General features: G+C 37.3%; 12 protein-coding genes. 8 read left to right on the top strand and 4 right to left on the bottom strand.

The window, feature by feature from the left end:
• Nucleotides 1–105: 105 nt before the first annotated feature.
• Complete coding sequence (locus ACIQXQ_RS01775) at nt 106–654, top strand: REP-associated tyrosine transposase (protein WP_402954803.1); 549 nt, start codon at nt 106–108, stop codon at nt 652–654.
• 210 nt (nt 655–864) lie between these two features.
• On the opposite strand, the gene ACIQXQ_RS01770 is transcribed toward ACIQXQ_RS01775, so the two are convergent.
• Entirely contained in the window at nt 865–1,758 is an 894-nt protein-coding gene (locus ACIQXQ_RS01770; RefSeq protein WP_402954800.1) for a helix-turn-helix domain-containing protein, read from the bottom strand.
• 538 nt (nt 1,759–2,296) lie between these two features.
• Here ACIQXQ_RS01770 and ACIQXQ_RS01765 point away from each other — a divergent pair.
• Nucleotides 2,297–2,629, top strand: coding sequence for a hypothetical protein (locus tag ACIQXQ_RS01765; RefSeq protein ID WP_402870447.1), 333 nt, complete (start codon nt 2,297–2,299; stop codon nt 2,627–2,629).
• A 31-nt stretch (nt 2,630–2,660) separates the two neighbouring features.
• Here the strand turns inward: ACIQXQ_RS01765 and ACIQXQ_RS01760 are convergent, their stop codons facing one another.
• On the bottom strand, nt 2,661–2,807 hold the full coding sequence (locus ACIQXQ_RS01760; protein WP_402954797.1) for a hypothetical protein: 147 nt from the start codon (nt 2,805–2,807) through the stop codon (nt 2,661–2,663).
• 221 nt (nt 2,808–3,028) lie between these two features.
• Here ACIQXQ_RS01760 and ACIQXQ_RS01755 point away from each other — a divergent pair, with 221 nt between their 5' ends.
• The 6 genes from ACIQXQ_RS01755 to ACIQXQ_RS01730 all read left to right on the top strand — a co-directional run bounded on the left by ACIQXQ_RS01755 (nt 3,029) and on the right by ACIQXQ_RS01730 (nt 14,009).
• The gene (locus tag ACIQXQ_RS01755) at nt 3,029–4,468 is read left to right on the top strand and encodes a magnesium transporter CorA family protein (RefSeq protein WP_402954794.1); all 1,440 of its coding nucleotides are present in this window, start codon (nt 3,029–3,031) and stop codon (nt 4,466–4,468) included.
• A 153-nt stretch (nt 4,469–4,621) separates the two neighbouring features.
• A complete protein-coding gene (locus tag ACIQXQ_RS01750; protein ID WP_402954791.1) occupies nt 4,622–6,634 on the top strand; it encodes a penicillin-binding transpeptidase domain-containing protein in 2,013 nt (670 codons plus the stop codon).
• Nucleotides 6,635–7,214: 580 nt separating this feature from the next.
• A complete protein-coding gene (locus tag ACIQXQ_RS01745; RefSeq protein WP_402954788.1) occupies nt 7,215–10,100 on the top strand; it encodes a hypothetical protein in 2,886 nt (961 codons plus the stop codon).
• Nucleotides 10,101–10,510: 410 nt separating this feature from the next.
• Nucleotides 10,511–10,771, top strand: coding sequence for a hypothetical protein (locus tag ACIQXQ_RS01740; protein WP_402954783.1), 261 nt, complete (start codon nt 10,511–10,513; stop codon nt 10,769–10,771).
• Nucleotides 10,772–11,256: 485 nt separating this feature from the next.
• Nucleotides 11,257–12,669, top strand: coding sequence for a recombinase family protein (locus ACIQXQ_RS01735; protein WP_402954780.1), 1,413 nt, complete (start codon nt 11,257–11,259; stop codon nt 12,667–12,669).
• Nucleotides 12,666–14,009 (top strand): recombinase family protein, encoded by a 1,344-nt coding sequence (locus ACIQXQ_RS01730; RefSeq protein WP_402954777.1) that lies wholly within the window; start codon nt 12,666–12,668, stop codon nt 14,007–14,009. Before ACIQXQ_RS01735 ends, ACIQXQ_RS01730 begins: the two co-directional genes overlap by 4 nt.
• Before the next feature lie 60 nt (nt 14,010–14,069).
• On the opposite strand, the gene ACIQXQ_RS01725 is transcribed toward ACIQXQ_RS01730, so the two are convergent.
• Both ACIQXQ_RS01725 and ACIQXQ_RS01720 read right to left on the bottom strand, forming a co-directional pair.
• On the bottom strand, nt 14,070–14,225 hold the full coding sequence (locus ACIQXQ_RS01725) for a hypothetical protein (protein WP_402954774.1): 156 nt from the start codon (nt 14,223–14,225) through the stop codon (nt 14,070–14,072).
• Between the two features lie 134 nt (nt 14,226–14,359).
• Nucleotides 14,360–14,605, bottom strand: coding sequence for a hypothetical protein (locus tag ACIQXQ_RS01720; RefSeq protein WP_402954771.1), 246 nt, complete (start codon nt 14,603–14,605; stop codon nt 14,360–14,362).
• Nucleotides 14,606–14,982: the final 377 nt, after the last annotated feature.

The following is a 14,982-nucleotide window of genomic DNA, read 5'->3' as shown; positions in this document are numbered from 1 at the left end:
CATTTCCCAAAATTATATTTTTGTATTATCATTGATATATCAGTACTTTAACAACACCGGATGGGGGTCAGACCCTATTTCCCGGCATAGGAAAGGATGATGTTCATGCCTCGTAGACCGAGGATATGGTACCCTGGTGCGATGTACCATATTACTAGCCGCGGCAACCGCCGCAGTGATATTTTTTTAGACGACAAGGATCGCCTTCGTTACCTGCGTTATTTAGAGGAAACGAAAGAAAGGTATTACTTCGAACTCCATAGCTACTGCCTCATGACGAATCACGTGCATCTTCTCCTCGAAACGAAACAACACCCGATTAGTGATATTATGCATAAGCTGAATTCCCGCTATGCCATCTCCTTCAATAAACGGCATGACCATGATGGTCACCTCTTTCAAGGCCGTTACCATTCCGTCTTAATCGAATCAATTGAGCAATTCACTGCCACGAGCCGTTATATCCATTTAAACCCTGTACAAGCCAATATCGTCAAAAACCCCGCCGATTATAAGTGGAGCAGCTACAAAGTCTTCCAAACAGGAAAACCAAGCAAACACGTCAACCCCACACAAATCCTTCATTACTTCCAAACCCCACAGAACTATGAAACCTACGTCATGCGGGGGTCAGACCCTATTTCCCAGACTTAACAAAAATCAAAAAACCTTTGCCAGTCAAGGGTATGGAGTATTCGGTAAGGGGTCAGACCCCATTTCCCGGCACCCATTTCGAGGTCATCTCTTTATTATACTTCATTTGGGCTTGGAATTTGAAATGTTGTATACAGGTTTTGGAATATGTTTATGGTGGGAATGTGAAAAGCCATTCCCGGGTTGGGAATGGCGAGAGTTTTACAAGCCTTACTGGTTTTTCTTTTGTCTTTTTAAACTGTTAAGCTTATTTTGGATAAACGTGATAAAAACTTCATTCTTTTGGAGAGTAAAGAGAAATTCAGATTTTTCTATGAAAGATATGGCAGATTCGTAGTCTTCTAGTAGTTCAAAATTATATCCAAGGTGATAATATAAGTCAGCTAAAGCATACAATTGATCATTAGCTAAGCACCATTTTATTGCTTCACGGCAATAGTTAATAGATTCTTCATATCGTTCTAAACGTGTTAATACTCTACCAAAATTATAGGTTAAACGAGTTCTTAACGTCTTGTCTGTCAAAAAAGGAAGGGCTATTAAATGGTCCAATGCCTTCTGAAGTAGGGAAAACGCTTTATCATATTGTTCTTCATCCATATATAGTACACCGAGGCTACTTAAAATCTCTAGTTCTCGTTCAGAAAAAATTTTATCTGTAGTATGGGTAAGGGCAATAGCCTGTTTAAACAAATCCGTTGCCTTTTCTAGATTCTTATTTTTTTCATATTCATAGATGCCCTTGTGCCAAAGAATCAGTTGATGATTCTTTTTATTTTGGATGAAAAGAGGATTCTTTTCTTCCATCTTCACGATTTGTTGCATTTCTTCATAATTTCGGGTTCTTCTAGCTATTTTAAGCTGATGTATAACTTCCTCAACATAATCTAGCCGAGGGGTCATTCCAATATCGAAAAAATAGTTCACATCAACGCCTAAACGTTGAGAAATTAGGTAGAGAGTAGAGGCATAGGGATATACATCTCCCTTTTCAATTTTACTGATTTGAGCCTGCGTACAAATTCCCGATGCTAATTCCTCCTGTGAAAGCCCAATCTGTTTCCGTAGTTCTTTAATTTTCTGTCCAACAGCGAAAAAATCCATATTGATTCTCCTTAAAATATGCCTAGAGTTATATTTCATAACGAAAAATCGGTAAAATGGCCAAGTATCTTTGTTTAACGGTGTAAAAAGATTTCTAAGTAGAAATTTGTAATATTAAAAAGTGTGGTTAAATATAACTATAGAATTTTTTTCTATATTAACCAATATTTTTTACCGAAAAGAGGAGGAATGACCTATGAAAAAAAATACTAAGGCATTAGCGATCTCTTTACTTATTATCGCTGCTTTTGTAATCGCTCCTACTGAATTGCCAGGTCTTCATGAATTGCCAGGCTTACATGTAAAAAGCTAAAAATTGATGTTTTTCAGACATCTTCTTCAGGAGGTGTCTTTTTTTTTTGCCTTTATCTAAAATATTCTTTCAAGCATATGCCTTTAGTTATATTTATCCATGATTTGTCAATATAAGGGGGCATAGGAAGATGTGGAAGAAACGTGAGGGGCTATATGAACACATGGATGCATGTAGAAAGTTTGTTATAGTAAGAGTAACAAAACAGAGAGAGGTGGAAGAATGATGATTGATATTAATATGAAAGTTCAACCCTCTTTTTATGATGACGAATGTGCCATTGTATTTTCTTTTTACTTTGATAGGGCTGCCAAGAAGGTTGGGGAAGCTGTGGTTTACACATGCAAGAAATCAAATGAGAAAAAATACAACCAGGATGATATAGATACAGATGAACTCCTTGACCCGAGTAGTCAAGAAAAAATCGCTTATATAAAAGAGTTTTCCATCGTGGATGAATACCAGGCGAGCTCTATGAAAAAAATTCAACACTTTTTGGACGTAATTGGCATTCAAAATTGCGTGGGGCAAGATCATCAGAAAAAAGTTGCATATTAAGAACGTAAAGAAGCTCATGACATCTCATATGTCATGAGTTTTTGCTTGTTAATTGGGAGTTTTGTGCATTGTTTTTCATTTTTTTTATGAATTCGCTCATCCGCTTCCGGTCGTTTGATTCCGTAGGTTTTACCCGTTCTAATAACTCGAAATGGTATTTTTTCGTATCAGATTTCACGTTGTCGCCCCCTTACCAAATTCTTCTTATTTGTTTTGTACCCTTTTTGTGGTTGTTTAAACCAGAAATTACCTTCCATTCAATAAGGAGTGGAGGGGAATAGAAGCTTGTCCGTTTTCTTACCATATTATGCTTCGTTTTTATTTGATAGAACTGGGGTAAGTGAATAAGAGCACGTGAATGAGAACCGGAGAACCCCGGTCAAGGCGGAGGAAAAAAATATGGCTATGAGTAATGAAAAAAACGACCGTACCAAGCGCTCCTTCCAACAATTTATTTTTCCGTTCATGCTAGAAGGAAATAAAATCGAAGGGTTTGTCAAACGGTTGCTTAAGGATGACTTTGTCTTTTTGGACCTGGATAATATGGACCTGCAGGACGATTTTTATGGCAATCATAAAGTTTCCCATCGTAACTTGGAGCAATACTTTATGCCGAATATTGTCCCCATTTTGTTTCCAAGCAGTTCAAAACAGAAAGAGGGCATACGCCGTTTCTCGAAGAAAATGGATCTGGGATGTACGTTCCGTTCGCCATTCTTAAAAACGGCTTTTATAATCAACTCCATTGATATCTATATTTGCCCGTTTCATATCGGGATGATTAATATCCGGGTTACATTGCCTGAGAACCTTCCTTATGATGATGTCCTTTATTTCACGGATACGTTCCGGATTCTCGAACCCATTGCGGAAGATGAAATCGAGATGAAGGTCGGCTGTAGGAATAATGAGTATGATTACGTGAAAGATTTTGTCTTCAATGAGTTAATCCCTCCTGCTGAGAAATATATTGATGACGAAGAAGACCACACATCCTACTTCGGAAGTTTGCCTTTCTTCGTGGATGAACGCATGTTTGTCCTCAGTTATACGAATCTCCCGAAGGATCGGGAAATTACCAAAACGGATTTATACCGAACGAGTCAGTTAAATGGATATGATAATGATGGAGAACCCTATGTCGGCGCCCTGAACCCGAACTATATTGACAAGTATTACAAGGAGAGGGTGTACGATCGTTGGGGGGAGGAAACGTATTATGTCACGAGCGAGGGGCATTTTGCCTGTGTCACAAAAGCGACAGGCAAGCTAGAGAACCAACTTGCGAGTGAAATGTACGGGCAACACTTCTATTCCATGCTGCTTTACTTCTATTATAAAATAGTCCTGTTGAAGCTGGCTCATGACCATTCCCAGATCGATGTGGAAAAAGACCAGTCGGATACGGAATTGCTAATCTTCATGATCACCGAGTTTTCGGCGAAATACTTATTTGCTGAAGTGAACAGCACCTTCACAGGGAAAGAGCTCTTCAAAATGACGAAAGAAGTATTCAGGATCGAACCGCTCTATCAAGAAGTGAAAGAAACGCTTTCCTACTTGTACCAAAACCAAGATAAGCTTTCCGGGAAAAGCAGTAATTACCTGCTGCAAATCCTTACCATCTATACGGTCATCTCCGGCATATTCGGGATGAACCTGTATATAGAGGATTGGCAAAAGAAATTGACGTTGGAAGATTATATGAATTACACACTGTATGAATGGGTGGCTGTATTGGTAACATCATCCGGCCTGATCATTTCCTTTGTCATGGGCTTCTTATTCTTGAAAAAATGGCTTCAAGAACAAAAAAGCCGGAAAAAGAAAGTGCTATAACAATCAAGTCCTGCGCACATGTGCAGGACTTTTGTTTGTGTTCAATGATCCTAAATAGTAAAAAGAGGGAAAGTGTCATTACAAATTTCCCCTTTTCCTCCCAACCTTTGATAAACTATAGATATCATTCTTACTGTTCATTAGGAGGAGATTATGAAAAGATTAGCATTAGTTTTCGGCTGTTTGTTGATGAGTGTCATGTTTTTGGCGGGGTGCTCGGAAGAACCTAGTCCAGAAGAACGCTTTGCGGCCTATACGAAACTATGGAATAAACAAGATTTTGCGAAGATGTATGATTATCTGTCAGCTGATACGAAGAAACAAGTCAGTGCAGATGAATTTGCAGAGCGATATAAAAAGATCTATAAAGGAATCGAAGCCGACCAAGTCAAGGTGGGCTATACTAAACCAAAAGAAGAAGAAGCAAAAGAACATAAAGATGATGAAAAGGTGAAATTGGCTTATACCGTTGACATGAACACGCTAGCGGGAGCTGTCAGTTCCGACCATAAGGCGACCCTTGTCAAAGAAGAGAGAGACAAGGAAGAAAATTGGTACATTAAATGGGATGAAAGCTATATCTTCCCGGATCTCAAAGCTGGTGAAAAGATATCAGTCGAGTCCTACCCGGCCATCCGTGGCGAAATTGTCGACCGGAATGAACGTGGCCTGGCGATGAATGGGATGGTTTCGGAAATCGGAATCGTACCAGAGAAAATGGGTGACAAAAAAGCCACCGTCAAACAGGTGGCCGGTACTCTTAACATGACAACGGATGAAGTCGAAAAGAAATTGAACCAATTATGGGTGCAACCTAGTTACTTCGTGCCCATCAAGCAAATTTCTTCTGATGAGACAGCAACCTTGGATAAGCTGTTAAGCATCCCAGGGGTCTCTGCCAACAGTTCCGAGGAACGGATCTATCCTTATAAAAAGGCCACTGCGCATTTAATCGGTTATGTTGGGGAGGCTTCGGCGGAAGATCTGGAGAAATTAAAAGGCAAGGGGTACACCGCAAATGACGTCATCGGAAAACGTGGCCTCGAGCAAATTCTAGAAGAACGCCTTAAAGGGAAACCAGGAGGCAAGATCTTCATCAAGACAGAAGAAGGCGAGGAAAAAATCATCGCCGAGAAACCGGCTGAAGAAGGCGAAACGATCACGTTGACGATTGATGCCGAGCTTCAAAAGGATATCTTCAAGCAATATGATAACGAAGCGGGATCAGCGGCAGCACTTGATCCGAATACCGGCGAGACACTGGCGCTCGTATCCAGTCCTTCTTTTGATCCGAACAAATATGTACTGGGCATCACGAACGCGGAACAAAAGGCATTGGAAGATGACCCGGACAAGCCATTGCTGAACCGGTTCAGTTCAACCTTTGCACCGGGATCGACGATTAAAGCACTAACGGCGGCGATTGAATTGAAAAATGGAATCGATCCTAAAGCGGCACTCAGCATTCAAGGAACAAAATGGGCGAAATCGAACTGGAAAGACCATTCCATCACACGGGTCTCCAACCCAGGAGTGCCGATTGATATGGAAAAGGCCCTCATCTATTCTGATAATATCTACTTTGCCCAACAGGCATTGAAACTTGGTAAAGATAAATTTTCAAAAGGGCTCCAAGACTTCGGTTTTGATGAATCCCTGAACTTTGACTACCCGATTAAAGCATCAAGTATTGGAAAGCTCGATAGCGAAGGACGCCTGGCTGACGCTAGCTATGGGCAAGCCCAAGTCCAAATGAGCACCCTTCACTTGGCAATGACCTACTCGGCTTTCTTAAATGAAGGAAACATCATGGCCCCTTCCTTAGTGACAGGCGATAAAACGGAAAAGAAACCGTTGAAAGAAAACATCATTTCTGCAGATCAAGCAACTACGATCACCAAGATGCTGACACAGGTCGTGGAGCATCCTAAAGGAACCGCACATGATTTAAACGATATTGGAGTGAAGCTGGCTACGAAAACAGGCACAGCCGAGACCAAAGCATCCAAGAATTCCAGCGGAACCGAAAATGGTTGGCTGGTTGCCATGGATACTGAAGACCCAGAGCTGATCATGGCCTGGATGATGGAAGACGTAAAAGGACGAGGCGGCAGCCATTTGGTAAGTGATAAAATGAAGCCGGTTCTGAAGAAATATTTGAAGTGACACAAAAAAGACACCTATTTCCAATAGGTGTCTTTTTTGTGTCACTAAATACCTGTAGAAAGGGGAGCGGGCGAAGAAAATTATACCTGAAAAATCCTTAGTTTCACCCAGTTTAAATCAAGAATAAGGCTGGTAATTAACGATTACTTCACTAAAATGTCATAACATAACAAAATGTAGGTCAATAGTATTTGAGATTGACAAAATAGTAATATCTAATTCATTTATTTGATTATATGGAATATAAAACTATTATTATCAAATTTAGTTAGCTTTAAATCTAGTTAAAAGAATAATTGGAAACAATTACTAGGTTTTTTCCCAATAAATATTTATAAAAAGGTAGAAATTCCAAAAAACTTGTATTATTATAGATTAAGTAGAACGGATTGGTAATTAACCCAATTATAGTTCTCTAGTTTAAAAGAACTAGTCATTGATATTATTACTTGTCGTAGGAATTATGAATTGGTCATTTAGTATTAAATGCGTTTTTTTGTAAGTCGTTAGTTATTTCGCTCTATATGGGCTTGCGTTCCTAACGCACTACTTTAGATATTGAAAGGGAGTTTTTTCTAACATGGGAAAAAAGAAAGCAATTAAATTAGCAACGGCAACTGCAATTGCCGCATCAGCGTTCGTCGCAGTAGCACCAACACAATCAGAGGCAGCTACTAGCTCAGTTGACAAAGCGATTACAAAAGCTTCATCAGCAATGCTTAAAGCATTCAACACGTATAACAAAACAGCTCGCGTAAATCATAAACTTCCTGCACTAGCAACAATCAAAAAAGACGTAAAATCAGCTCAAGATGCTTATGCAGCAGCTGCAAAAGAGATCGCTTCAAAAGGCGGAACTAAAGCTCAAAAAGCGGCTCTTACAAAAGAACTAGATACTAACAAAAAATATCTAGATCGCGCTGAACAATACTTGAAAGCTGTCACTACAAACCTTAATCCTACTAAAAAAGCATTTACAGAAGCTGTAGCAAGTGGAAAACAATCTACAGTTTCAACTACACAAGCTGCGTACCAAGCAAAAATTGAAGAGTTCGAAGCAAATGTAGCTAAAGTCTACGGACCGGATGCACGTGATCTTCTAACTGCGAAATATGCTGATGCAGCAAACAAACTAGTTAACTCTGTAAACGACGAAATGAAAGTTTACAAAGCGTACAAAGCAATCGAGAAAGAAGAACTTATCAAAAAAGATCTTGAAGCTGCTTTCAAAGAAATCGACGGCGCTAAAGAAGAAGCAGCTAAAATTGCAAAATTAGACACTACATTAGCTAAAAACATCACAAAAGCAGTTGAGAAAAACAACAAAAAATTCGAAGACACTGTTCAAGCTGCAGTAACTATCGAAGGCATCACTGACGGAGAAAAAACTGACGAAGAAACAAAAACAATCACTGTCAAAGCTACTAAAGGTTCAGAAATTAAGGTAACACTTAATGGAACAGCAGTAGCAGCTAACGAAAACGGATCTTATACTCTTAAACTACAAGAAGGTTCAAACAAAGTTGCAGTTGAATCAACTGTTTACGGAGTGAAAACTGAGTTAAACAAAGAAATCACTTCTAACCAAACTCCTGCTGTTAAGAGTGTAAGTGCGATTAACGCTAAAGAAATTGAAGTTACGTTCAACAAACCAGTAAAAGCTAGCACAATTGTTGCTCCTGCTGGCGCAACATTACCAGAAGTTGCTGGTACTCTTATAAATGGTGCGGTAAAAATCAACAATGCTGCTGCTGATTCTCTTGGAGCATCACTAAGCGAAGATGGAAAAACTTTGACTATTACAGCTGCTACTTCATTTGACGGTAGCTATGCATTCGAACTAGTAAAAGATAAAGTTGAAACAGTGGATGGAAAAGCTGTTGCCCCAACTGTAACAAACTTTGTGGCTAATGATACTTCTAGACCAGAAGTGAAAAATGTTCAGTATCTTTCAAACTCAAAGGTTCGTGTATTCTTCTCTGAGCCTCTAGCTACTGTAACTCCAACTAATTATACTTATGCGGACGGTTCAGCTATAACTGCAGGTGGAATTACTGAAACATTTACTCCAGGTAACGACTATATCGAATATACACTAACAAAAGCTAACCTTACTGTTGGTAAAAACATTGTAGTATCTTTCACGGATGCAACTGACTATAATGGCAATATTAACAAGCCGACTACTGCTACATTCAAGTATGATAACTCGGACCAAACAGCACCTACATTTGTAAGTTCTGTTGCAACATCTCCAACTACTTTTGATCTTAAATTCTCAGAAGACTTGGATAGCGCAACTGCTGGCAAGATCAAAGTAAATGGAGTTGCAGTTACAACTGCAGTAGTAGATTCTAAAGATAAAACTTTGGTTCACGTTACAACTACTGCACAAACTAATGCAGTTGCAGTAACTTTAGATGCTGCTGCTGTTCAAGATTTAAATGGAAACGACAGTGCTGCAACTTCTACACTAGTTAACTTTGCTGTTGATAAGGTAGCTCCTCAAGTCGTTAATGCTGCTGTTCAACGTGTAAATGGTGTTGAATCTTTAGTACTTACTTACAATGAAAATGTTGTACCACAATCTACAGTTGCAGTGGATTTCAAATCTGTAGATGCTGACGGAGTAGACCAAACAGTTTCTAAGTCTGTAACACCTGTTCTTTACAATGCAGTTGATGGAGTATCTAAGTCTGTATCTATTAACCTAAACACTATTTTATTGGTTGATGATACTAATTACACTGCTGACTTTGCTGCTTCATTAGTTAAAGATCAATGGGGTAACAGTGCAGTTGCAAACAAGGGCGTGAAGTTTAGCACTACTAAGATTGCAAATGCAACTGGTAAACTTGTTGCAACACTTCCTGCATCTAATGCTACACCAGGAGTAATCAACATTTCGTTTGATCAGAAACTTGATCCTACTTCTGCTAAGAATGTAGCAAATTACACTGTTGAAGATGCAACAGTTAAAGAAGCGAAATTAACTGCTAATGCTGGTGGAGTATATACTGTTCAACTAGTATTAAACGATAGCACAGTTAAAACATCTGGGCATTACAAAGTTACAGTTAAAGATGTTAAGCCAGCTTCTCCATCAGCTAGCGTTGTTAATGAAACATCCGCACTAGTTGACTTAACTGAAAACGTACGTCCAACTGCTGGAACTGTAGCTGTTAAGACACTTGCTGCAACTTCTATAGTTGATGTAACATTTAGTGAGGCTATTACTGACGCTAATGCTGATACTGATTATGCATTATATGTTGATGGAACTCTTGTTCCGGGTGCTACTGTAACAAACACAGAAGCTGGTAATGTAGTTACATTCTCTATTGTTGAAGACTTAACTGATGAATTAACTCAAGGTAAGAAAGTAGAATTGAGAGCATTAAGCACAATTGATCTTAAAGATGCTGCTGGAAACCTTGTAAATGCTCCGGTTATCGTAATTAAATAATTTGGGTAATATTGAAAGGGGACTATCTTTGATAGTCCTCTTTTTTAAGCGGTAGCTTGGGGATAAAAGATAATTAAGGCTTCTCTCCATTACTGCAAGATGTGTACTTCTCTTGAGGAATACATAATTTAAGGTGTGAAATGAAAACAAATATTATATAGCTCCCTGTTTTACAAATACATCCGAAACAAACAGATTTGTGAATCTAAAATATAAGATAGCCCTAACTCCTGAAGAGTTAGGGCTATTTGAATTACAGAGCAATAATATTTACTCGGAAAAAGAAGGCAGAAAACTAAAGAGAATTTTGATGAAAGAAGAGAGACAATAGAAATAAATATTCTGTGTTCGGTTTGTGTTTGCGATCCTGACAGTATTGATAAAACAATCGCAGTCCGAACATTTTAGTTTTGATGATCCTTGCTTGTAACGATACAGAAGATGAAACTGCTGATGACTTCTACTTCATTGATGCAGATTACTCAGGTGCATATAATTCTGGAGAGGTTAAAGTTGCATCTGTAATCACAGTATCTCCTGGAACTTATATTGCAAAGATTAATTCATCAAATATCATATCATTAAAAGTTACAACTGTAGCAACTGGTCAAACTGGTGCTGATGCAGAAGGTAACCTTGTGAAAGCAAACGTACAAAAGGTAGTAAAATAATCAATCAGATTTTTGTATTGTGCTTCCGGATAAGCATCTAGCTGCTCCCTTCACCCATACACATAATTGTTGTGGGGGGTTAAATAAAACAGAGAGTATGTAGCTCTCTGTTTTTCTATTTTCTATGCAAAATAGTTAAGGATAGGAATTTCATCTCAGAAAAATACTTTAGGTATACCTTTCTACGAAGGTGTGCCTTTATTTGTATAAAATTAGTTGAATATTGGTAGTTAACTTGTTAATTAGGGGGAGAAAAATTTTCAAATACTTTGATATTTACCAATTTACCCAATTATTAATCGTGTTTTTTGTAAGTTAAACAGCCTACGGTACTCGTCACACCGTAGATGTTACCAAAGAGTGATCATTGTCAGAAGTATAATCGGATATTTTTATGGGCTAGTTAACTATTAGCAAAATTAAAATAGTTAACAGTGTTTGAATTGATTTATCAGAATAGTTAAAAAGGAGTGTAATTAAAATTTATGAAAAGAGGAATTCAGTATAGCAGAAAATCAACGAACCCAAGAGATTTCCTCGATGAAAAGGAAGGTATTAAATACCAAGAGCAAGTAATGGATGAATACTGCATCAAACACAATATCGAGATAATAGCTAGGTATAGTGACGTCGGTTATTCCGGGGTTCATACTCAGAGACCTGAACTACTGGAAATGTTAGATTTTCTGAAAAAGTCAGAAGAAAAGATTGATGTACTTCTTTTCTTTAGCGTTGATAGGTTAGGCCGAGATTTAAGGAACAATATTAACTTAGCTTTAAAAATAAGTGGGTTTGTAAATAAGATAGTATTTGTTTCAGAAGGAATTACTAATAACTACGAACACTTCAAGTTATTTTTGATTCTTAAATCCATTGTTGCTGAAGAGGAACGAATCAATATTATTACTAGACTAGCTGGAGGCAGAAGAACAAAAGTGATGAACCGGAAAATATATTCAGGGAACAAAGCCCCTCTAGGATATGTTCAGAAAAAGGACGGTGCGTTAAAGCTGGCTTCTCTAGATGAGACGAAAGATTTAACCGACATTATAGGGTTGGAAGCAGTTAACTATATTTTTTTAGCTTACCTTTCAAACCAATCACTTAGTCAGATAGCAAAGGACCTTAGACGAAAGTTTGGCTTAACTAGATTGGGTAAAGTATGGGATAAAAACTCAGTAGCCTATATTCTGCGAAATGATATTTATGCCGGAATTCTAAGCGGAAAAATAAGCGGTGAAGAATACACAATTCCATCAGGCAATATAGAGCCCTTACTATCAATGGTTACCTATCAATTTGTAAAAACTAAAATTAGTAATTCAGTAAAAGGAAGGAAATCAAAGAAAAATACTCTTCCTCAATTGTCAATCTGCATACAATGTTTAAAGCCGGTTGTACTGATTGGAGATGAGATATCTTGCCCAAGCTGCCGAAAGTCAGTTAATGCGGAGCTTTTATCAAAAAGCATTGAAAAAAAACTTGTAGAACACCTTTTTGGTAACTATACAAGCGGCATTGTTAATAGATATTTAATGAATGAGAGAACGAATCTATTATTCCGTATACAGAACCTTAAGGAAAAAGTGAAGGATCTAGAAGGAACACAGTTGTTGATAGAATCAATGTTTAAGGATGATCCGAAAGAGTTTAAACTATTGCTTAGTTACAATAAAGAAGAAATTAGGAATTTGGAGAGAGAGATTAGAGAGATTAATCATTTCTTAGAGTTCCTGTATGATGAGAAAGCTATTGACTTAAATGAAGAGGATGTTCTGGTAAAAGGAAGGAATGACTTATATCTTGACCTCCCCTATCTCTTATTGATTGACTTCAATCTGAGAGATGTATATATAAAGTTTCACCCTTGCGTTTTTGAAGGGAAGACGGAGCGATGAGAGATATAAATAGGAGTATTGTCATCGTTTGCTGTTACTGTCGGACTTCGGGGAAAATTAATGGAGAAGAAAGTATTCCTAATCAAAAGTTTATTTTAAAAGAATACTCCAATCAAGAAGGTTATAACATAAGGGGTTACATTGTAGATGAAGCTAAATCGGCTTTTAGCAATCAAAGGAGAGAAGGATACGAGGAACTAATGCGTTTAATTGATAATAAAAAGGTGGATTGTGTACTGGTTACATTTTTTAATCGGTTGGCTAGAAGAGCTGAGGACTTGCTTAATATTTTACTATTAATGAAATCAAAAGACATTGAATGCATCAGTGTATCTCAAAATAAGAGGCTTTCTACGATGAGTCATTATGAAATTGCTTTTGAAGCCATTATGACTGAAGAAGAAGATAAGAGCATAACAAGAAGAATTCATTCTTCTAAGGATAGGAGTAGAAAACAAGGTGAATATCTCACTAATCCAGCTATAGGATATGCTAGAGATGAGAAGAGACATTTAAACATAGTAGAGGCTGATGCAAAGATTGTGAGAGATATCTTTAATCGATTTTTAGAAGGACAAACGACAAAGTTGATTGCAAAGCAACTTAATGAGTTGGGCATAGCTGGCCGAAAATGGTCTACCCATAATGTAGAGGGCTTATTAACTAACCCTATTTATTCAGGTAAGTTATATAAGCGAGAAGTGGGAGAAGATCTCACAGTTAGCTTTGAATTACTATCTTCCGTGGAGCACGATGCTATCATTGATGAACAAACTTTTTTTAAAGTTGTTGAGGTAATCAATGAAGGAAAAAGAAAAAGAGGAAAAAGAACATACAGTAAGCAAGGTCACTTGTTTAAGGGAGTACTCTGTTGCCCGGTTTGCAATAATAAAATGCAGGCGAATACAGACTATTATAGGTGTACAAATAAAAAGTGTTCCTTTAAATCGGTACGGAAAGATCGGATAGAAGGTCTATTACTGGAATACATTAAAGAAATAGATAAAAAGCCAGATAGTTTTAAATTTGCAAGACAAAAAGTTCACAAGCATACAATGAAAATAAACTCACTGAAGTCAGAGATGGCTATGCTTAAACAAAAATTTTCCATAGGGAAAATTAATGTAAATACTCTTAAAGAGCATATGTTTAGAATTACCCTTGAGATTAAGGCGTTACAAGATAAAGTGGATTATGGGGTTTACCAAGAAGAAGATGTTACTTTTTCGGAGTTAATTGAGGAACGCAGGTTCGAGGGTTTAAATGATTTAATGATACGAAGAAAATTAACATTAACCCTTGAAAAAGAAGGAAATAGTTATAGAATAAAGAAGCTCTAATTAGAGCTTCTTAATTCTGGAGTTATATATGGAAGGAAGGTCTCTATAATATCTTTTCCTCTAGGTGTTTAATCTTCTTGAGCTATCCTCCTTTGCCAACTGGTACTTATCCTGCAAGTGTTGGTCAATCTTTTGGTTCAGGATAAAAAGCAACTGTTCATTGGAAGGCATATTCAAGAAATGAGTAACACATTCATTTTTTAATGGCTCAACCAATTTAATCACCTCCTTTAAAGTTAGAGTGAGTAGTTAATCGCCATAATATTCCTCAATGTACAAAAAATAACGTAAAGATAGCTATACTTATCTTTACGTTATTTTTTGGTAATTTTCCTATTAACAATCGAATGTTAAGCCAACTTGGTAATAAACAAATACCTTTTGCTTAAGCTCAGGGAGTTAATTAACAACCAAAGGCAATAAGCTGTGGTATCTTCAATAGCGTAAGGTCTACTATTGATATGGATAATTCGTTCAGCTATTTTGACTTTTTCCCTGGTTAAAAAAAGAATTTCGCTTTGGTTAACTCCAAACTTTTGAAGATCACGTGTTAAAAAGAAGAGAGCCATAAAGCGGTACAGTTGGACAAAACACATAGTTTCCCCTCCTTTCAGGAATATTATTTCCAAAAAATGCTTAGTATTTTTAATTTGGTAGTTAACTCTTTATTAACTCTTTTATGTAACTCGTTATTTTAGTGGGCTATGAGTACGCTGAGACCAATTAACTAACTTGTAGGGGTTAGGAAACCGCGTTCTTTAACTAATGAATGGGATAATATAAGAGTTCAGCTTTAAATAGAACATCAAGATAAGTATCCTATATATCAAGTTCTTTCATCTCTTGAATTATTCTTTATTTAATTGCAATTAGTTCTGTCTTAAACCCATCACTTCTGTTAATACAATCGTTTTATTCAACAGGAAGAAAGACATAGTCACGTATAATTTACGGTTCAAATAAAAATGCTCGA

Source organism: Peribacillus sp. NPDC097198, from assembly GCF_044762055.1.
GTDB lineage: Bacteria > Bacillota > Bacilli > Bacillales > DSM-1321 > Peribacillus.
The sequence above is the reverse complement of the archived record's forward strand: the minus strand, read 5'-3'. Positions and strand labels throughout refer to the sequence as shown.

Excerpts from the sequence above, each read along its gene's own strand:
- ACIQXQ_RS01775 (WP_402954803.1), top strand. The coding sequence starts at position 106 with ATGCCTCGTAGACCGAGGATATGGTACCCTGGTGCGATGTACCATATT.
- ACIQXQ_RS01770 (WP_402954800.1), bottom strand. The coding sequence starts at position 1,758 with ATGGATTTTTTCGCTGTTGGACAGAAAATTAAAGAACTACGGAAACAG.
- ACIQXQ_RS01765 (WP_402870447.1), top strand. The coding sequence starts at position 2,297 with ATGATTGATATTAATATGAAAGTTCAACCCTCTTTTTATGATGACGAA.
- ACIQXQ_RS01755 (WP_402954794.1), top strand. The coding sequence starts at position 3,029 with ATGGCTATGAGTAATGAAAAAAACGACCGTACCAAGCGCTCCTTCCAA.
- ACIQXQ_RS01750 (WP_402954791.1), top strand. The coding sequence starts at position 4,622 with ATGAAAAGATTAGCATTAGTTTTCGGCTGTTTGTTGATGAGTGTCATG.
- ACIQXQ_RS01745 (WP_402954788.1), top strand. The coding sequence starts at position 7,215 with ATGGGAAAAAAGAAAGCAATTAAATTAGCAACGGCAACTGCAATTGCC.
- ACIQXQ_RS01735 (WP_402954780.1), top strand. The coding sequence starts at position 11,257 with ATGAAAAGAGGAATTCAGTATAGCAGAAAATCAACGAACCCAAGAGAT.
- ACIQXQ_RS01730 (WP_402954777.1), top strand. The coding sequence starts at position 12,666 with ATGAGAGATATAAATAGGAGTATTGTCATCGTTTGCTGTTACTGTCGG.
- ACIQXQ_RS01720 (WP_402954771.1), bottom strand. The coding sequence starts at position 14,605 with ATGTGTTTTGTCCAACTGTACCGCTTTATGGCTCTCTTCTTTTTAACA.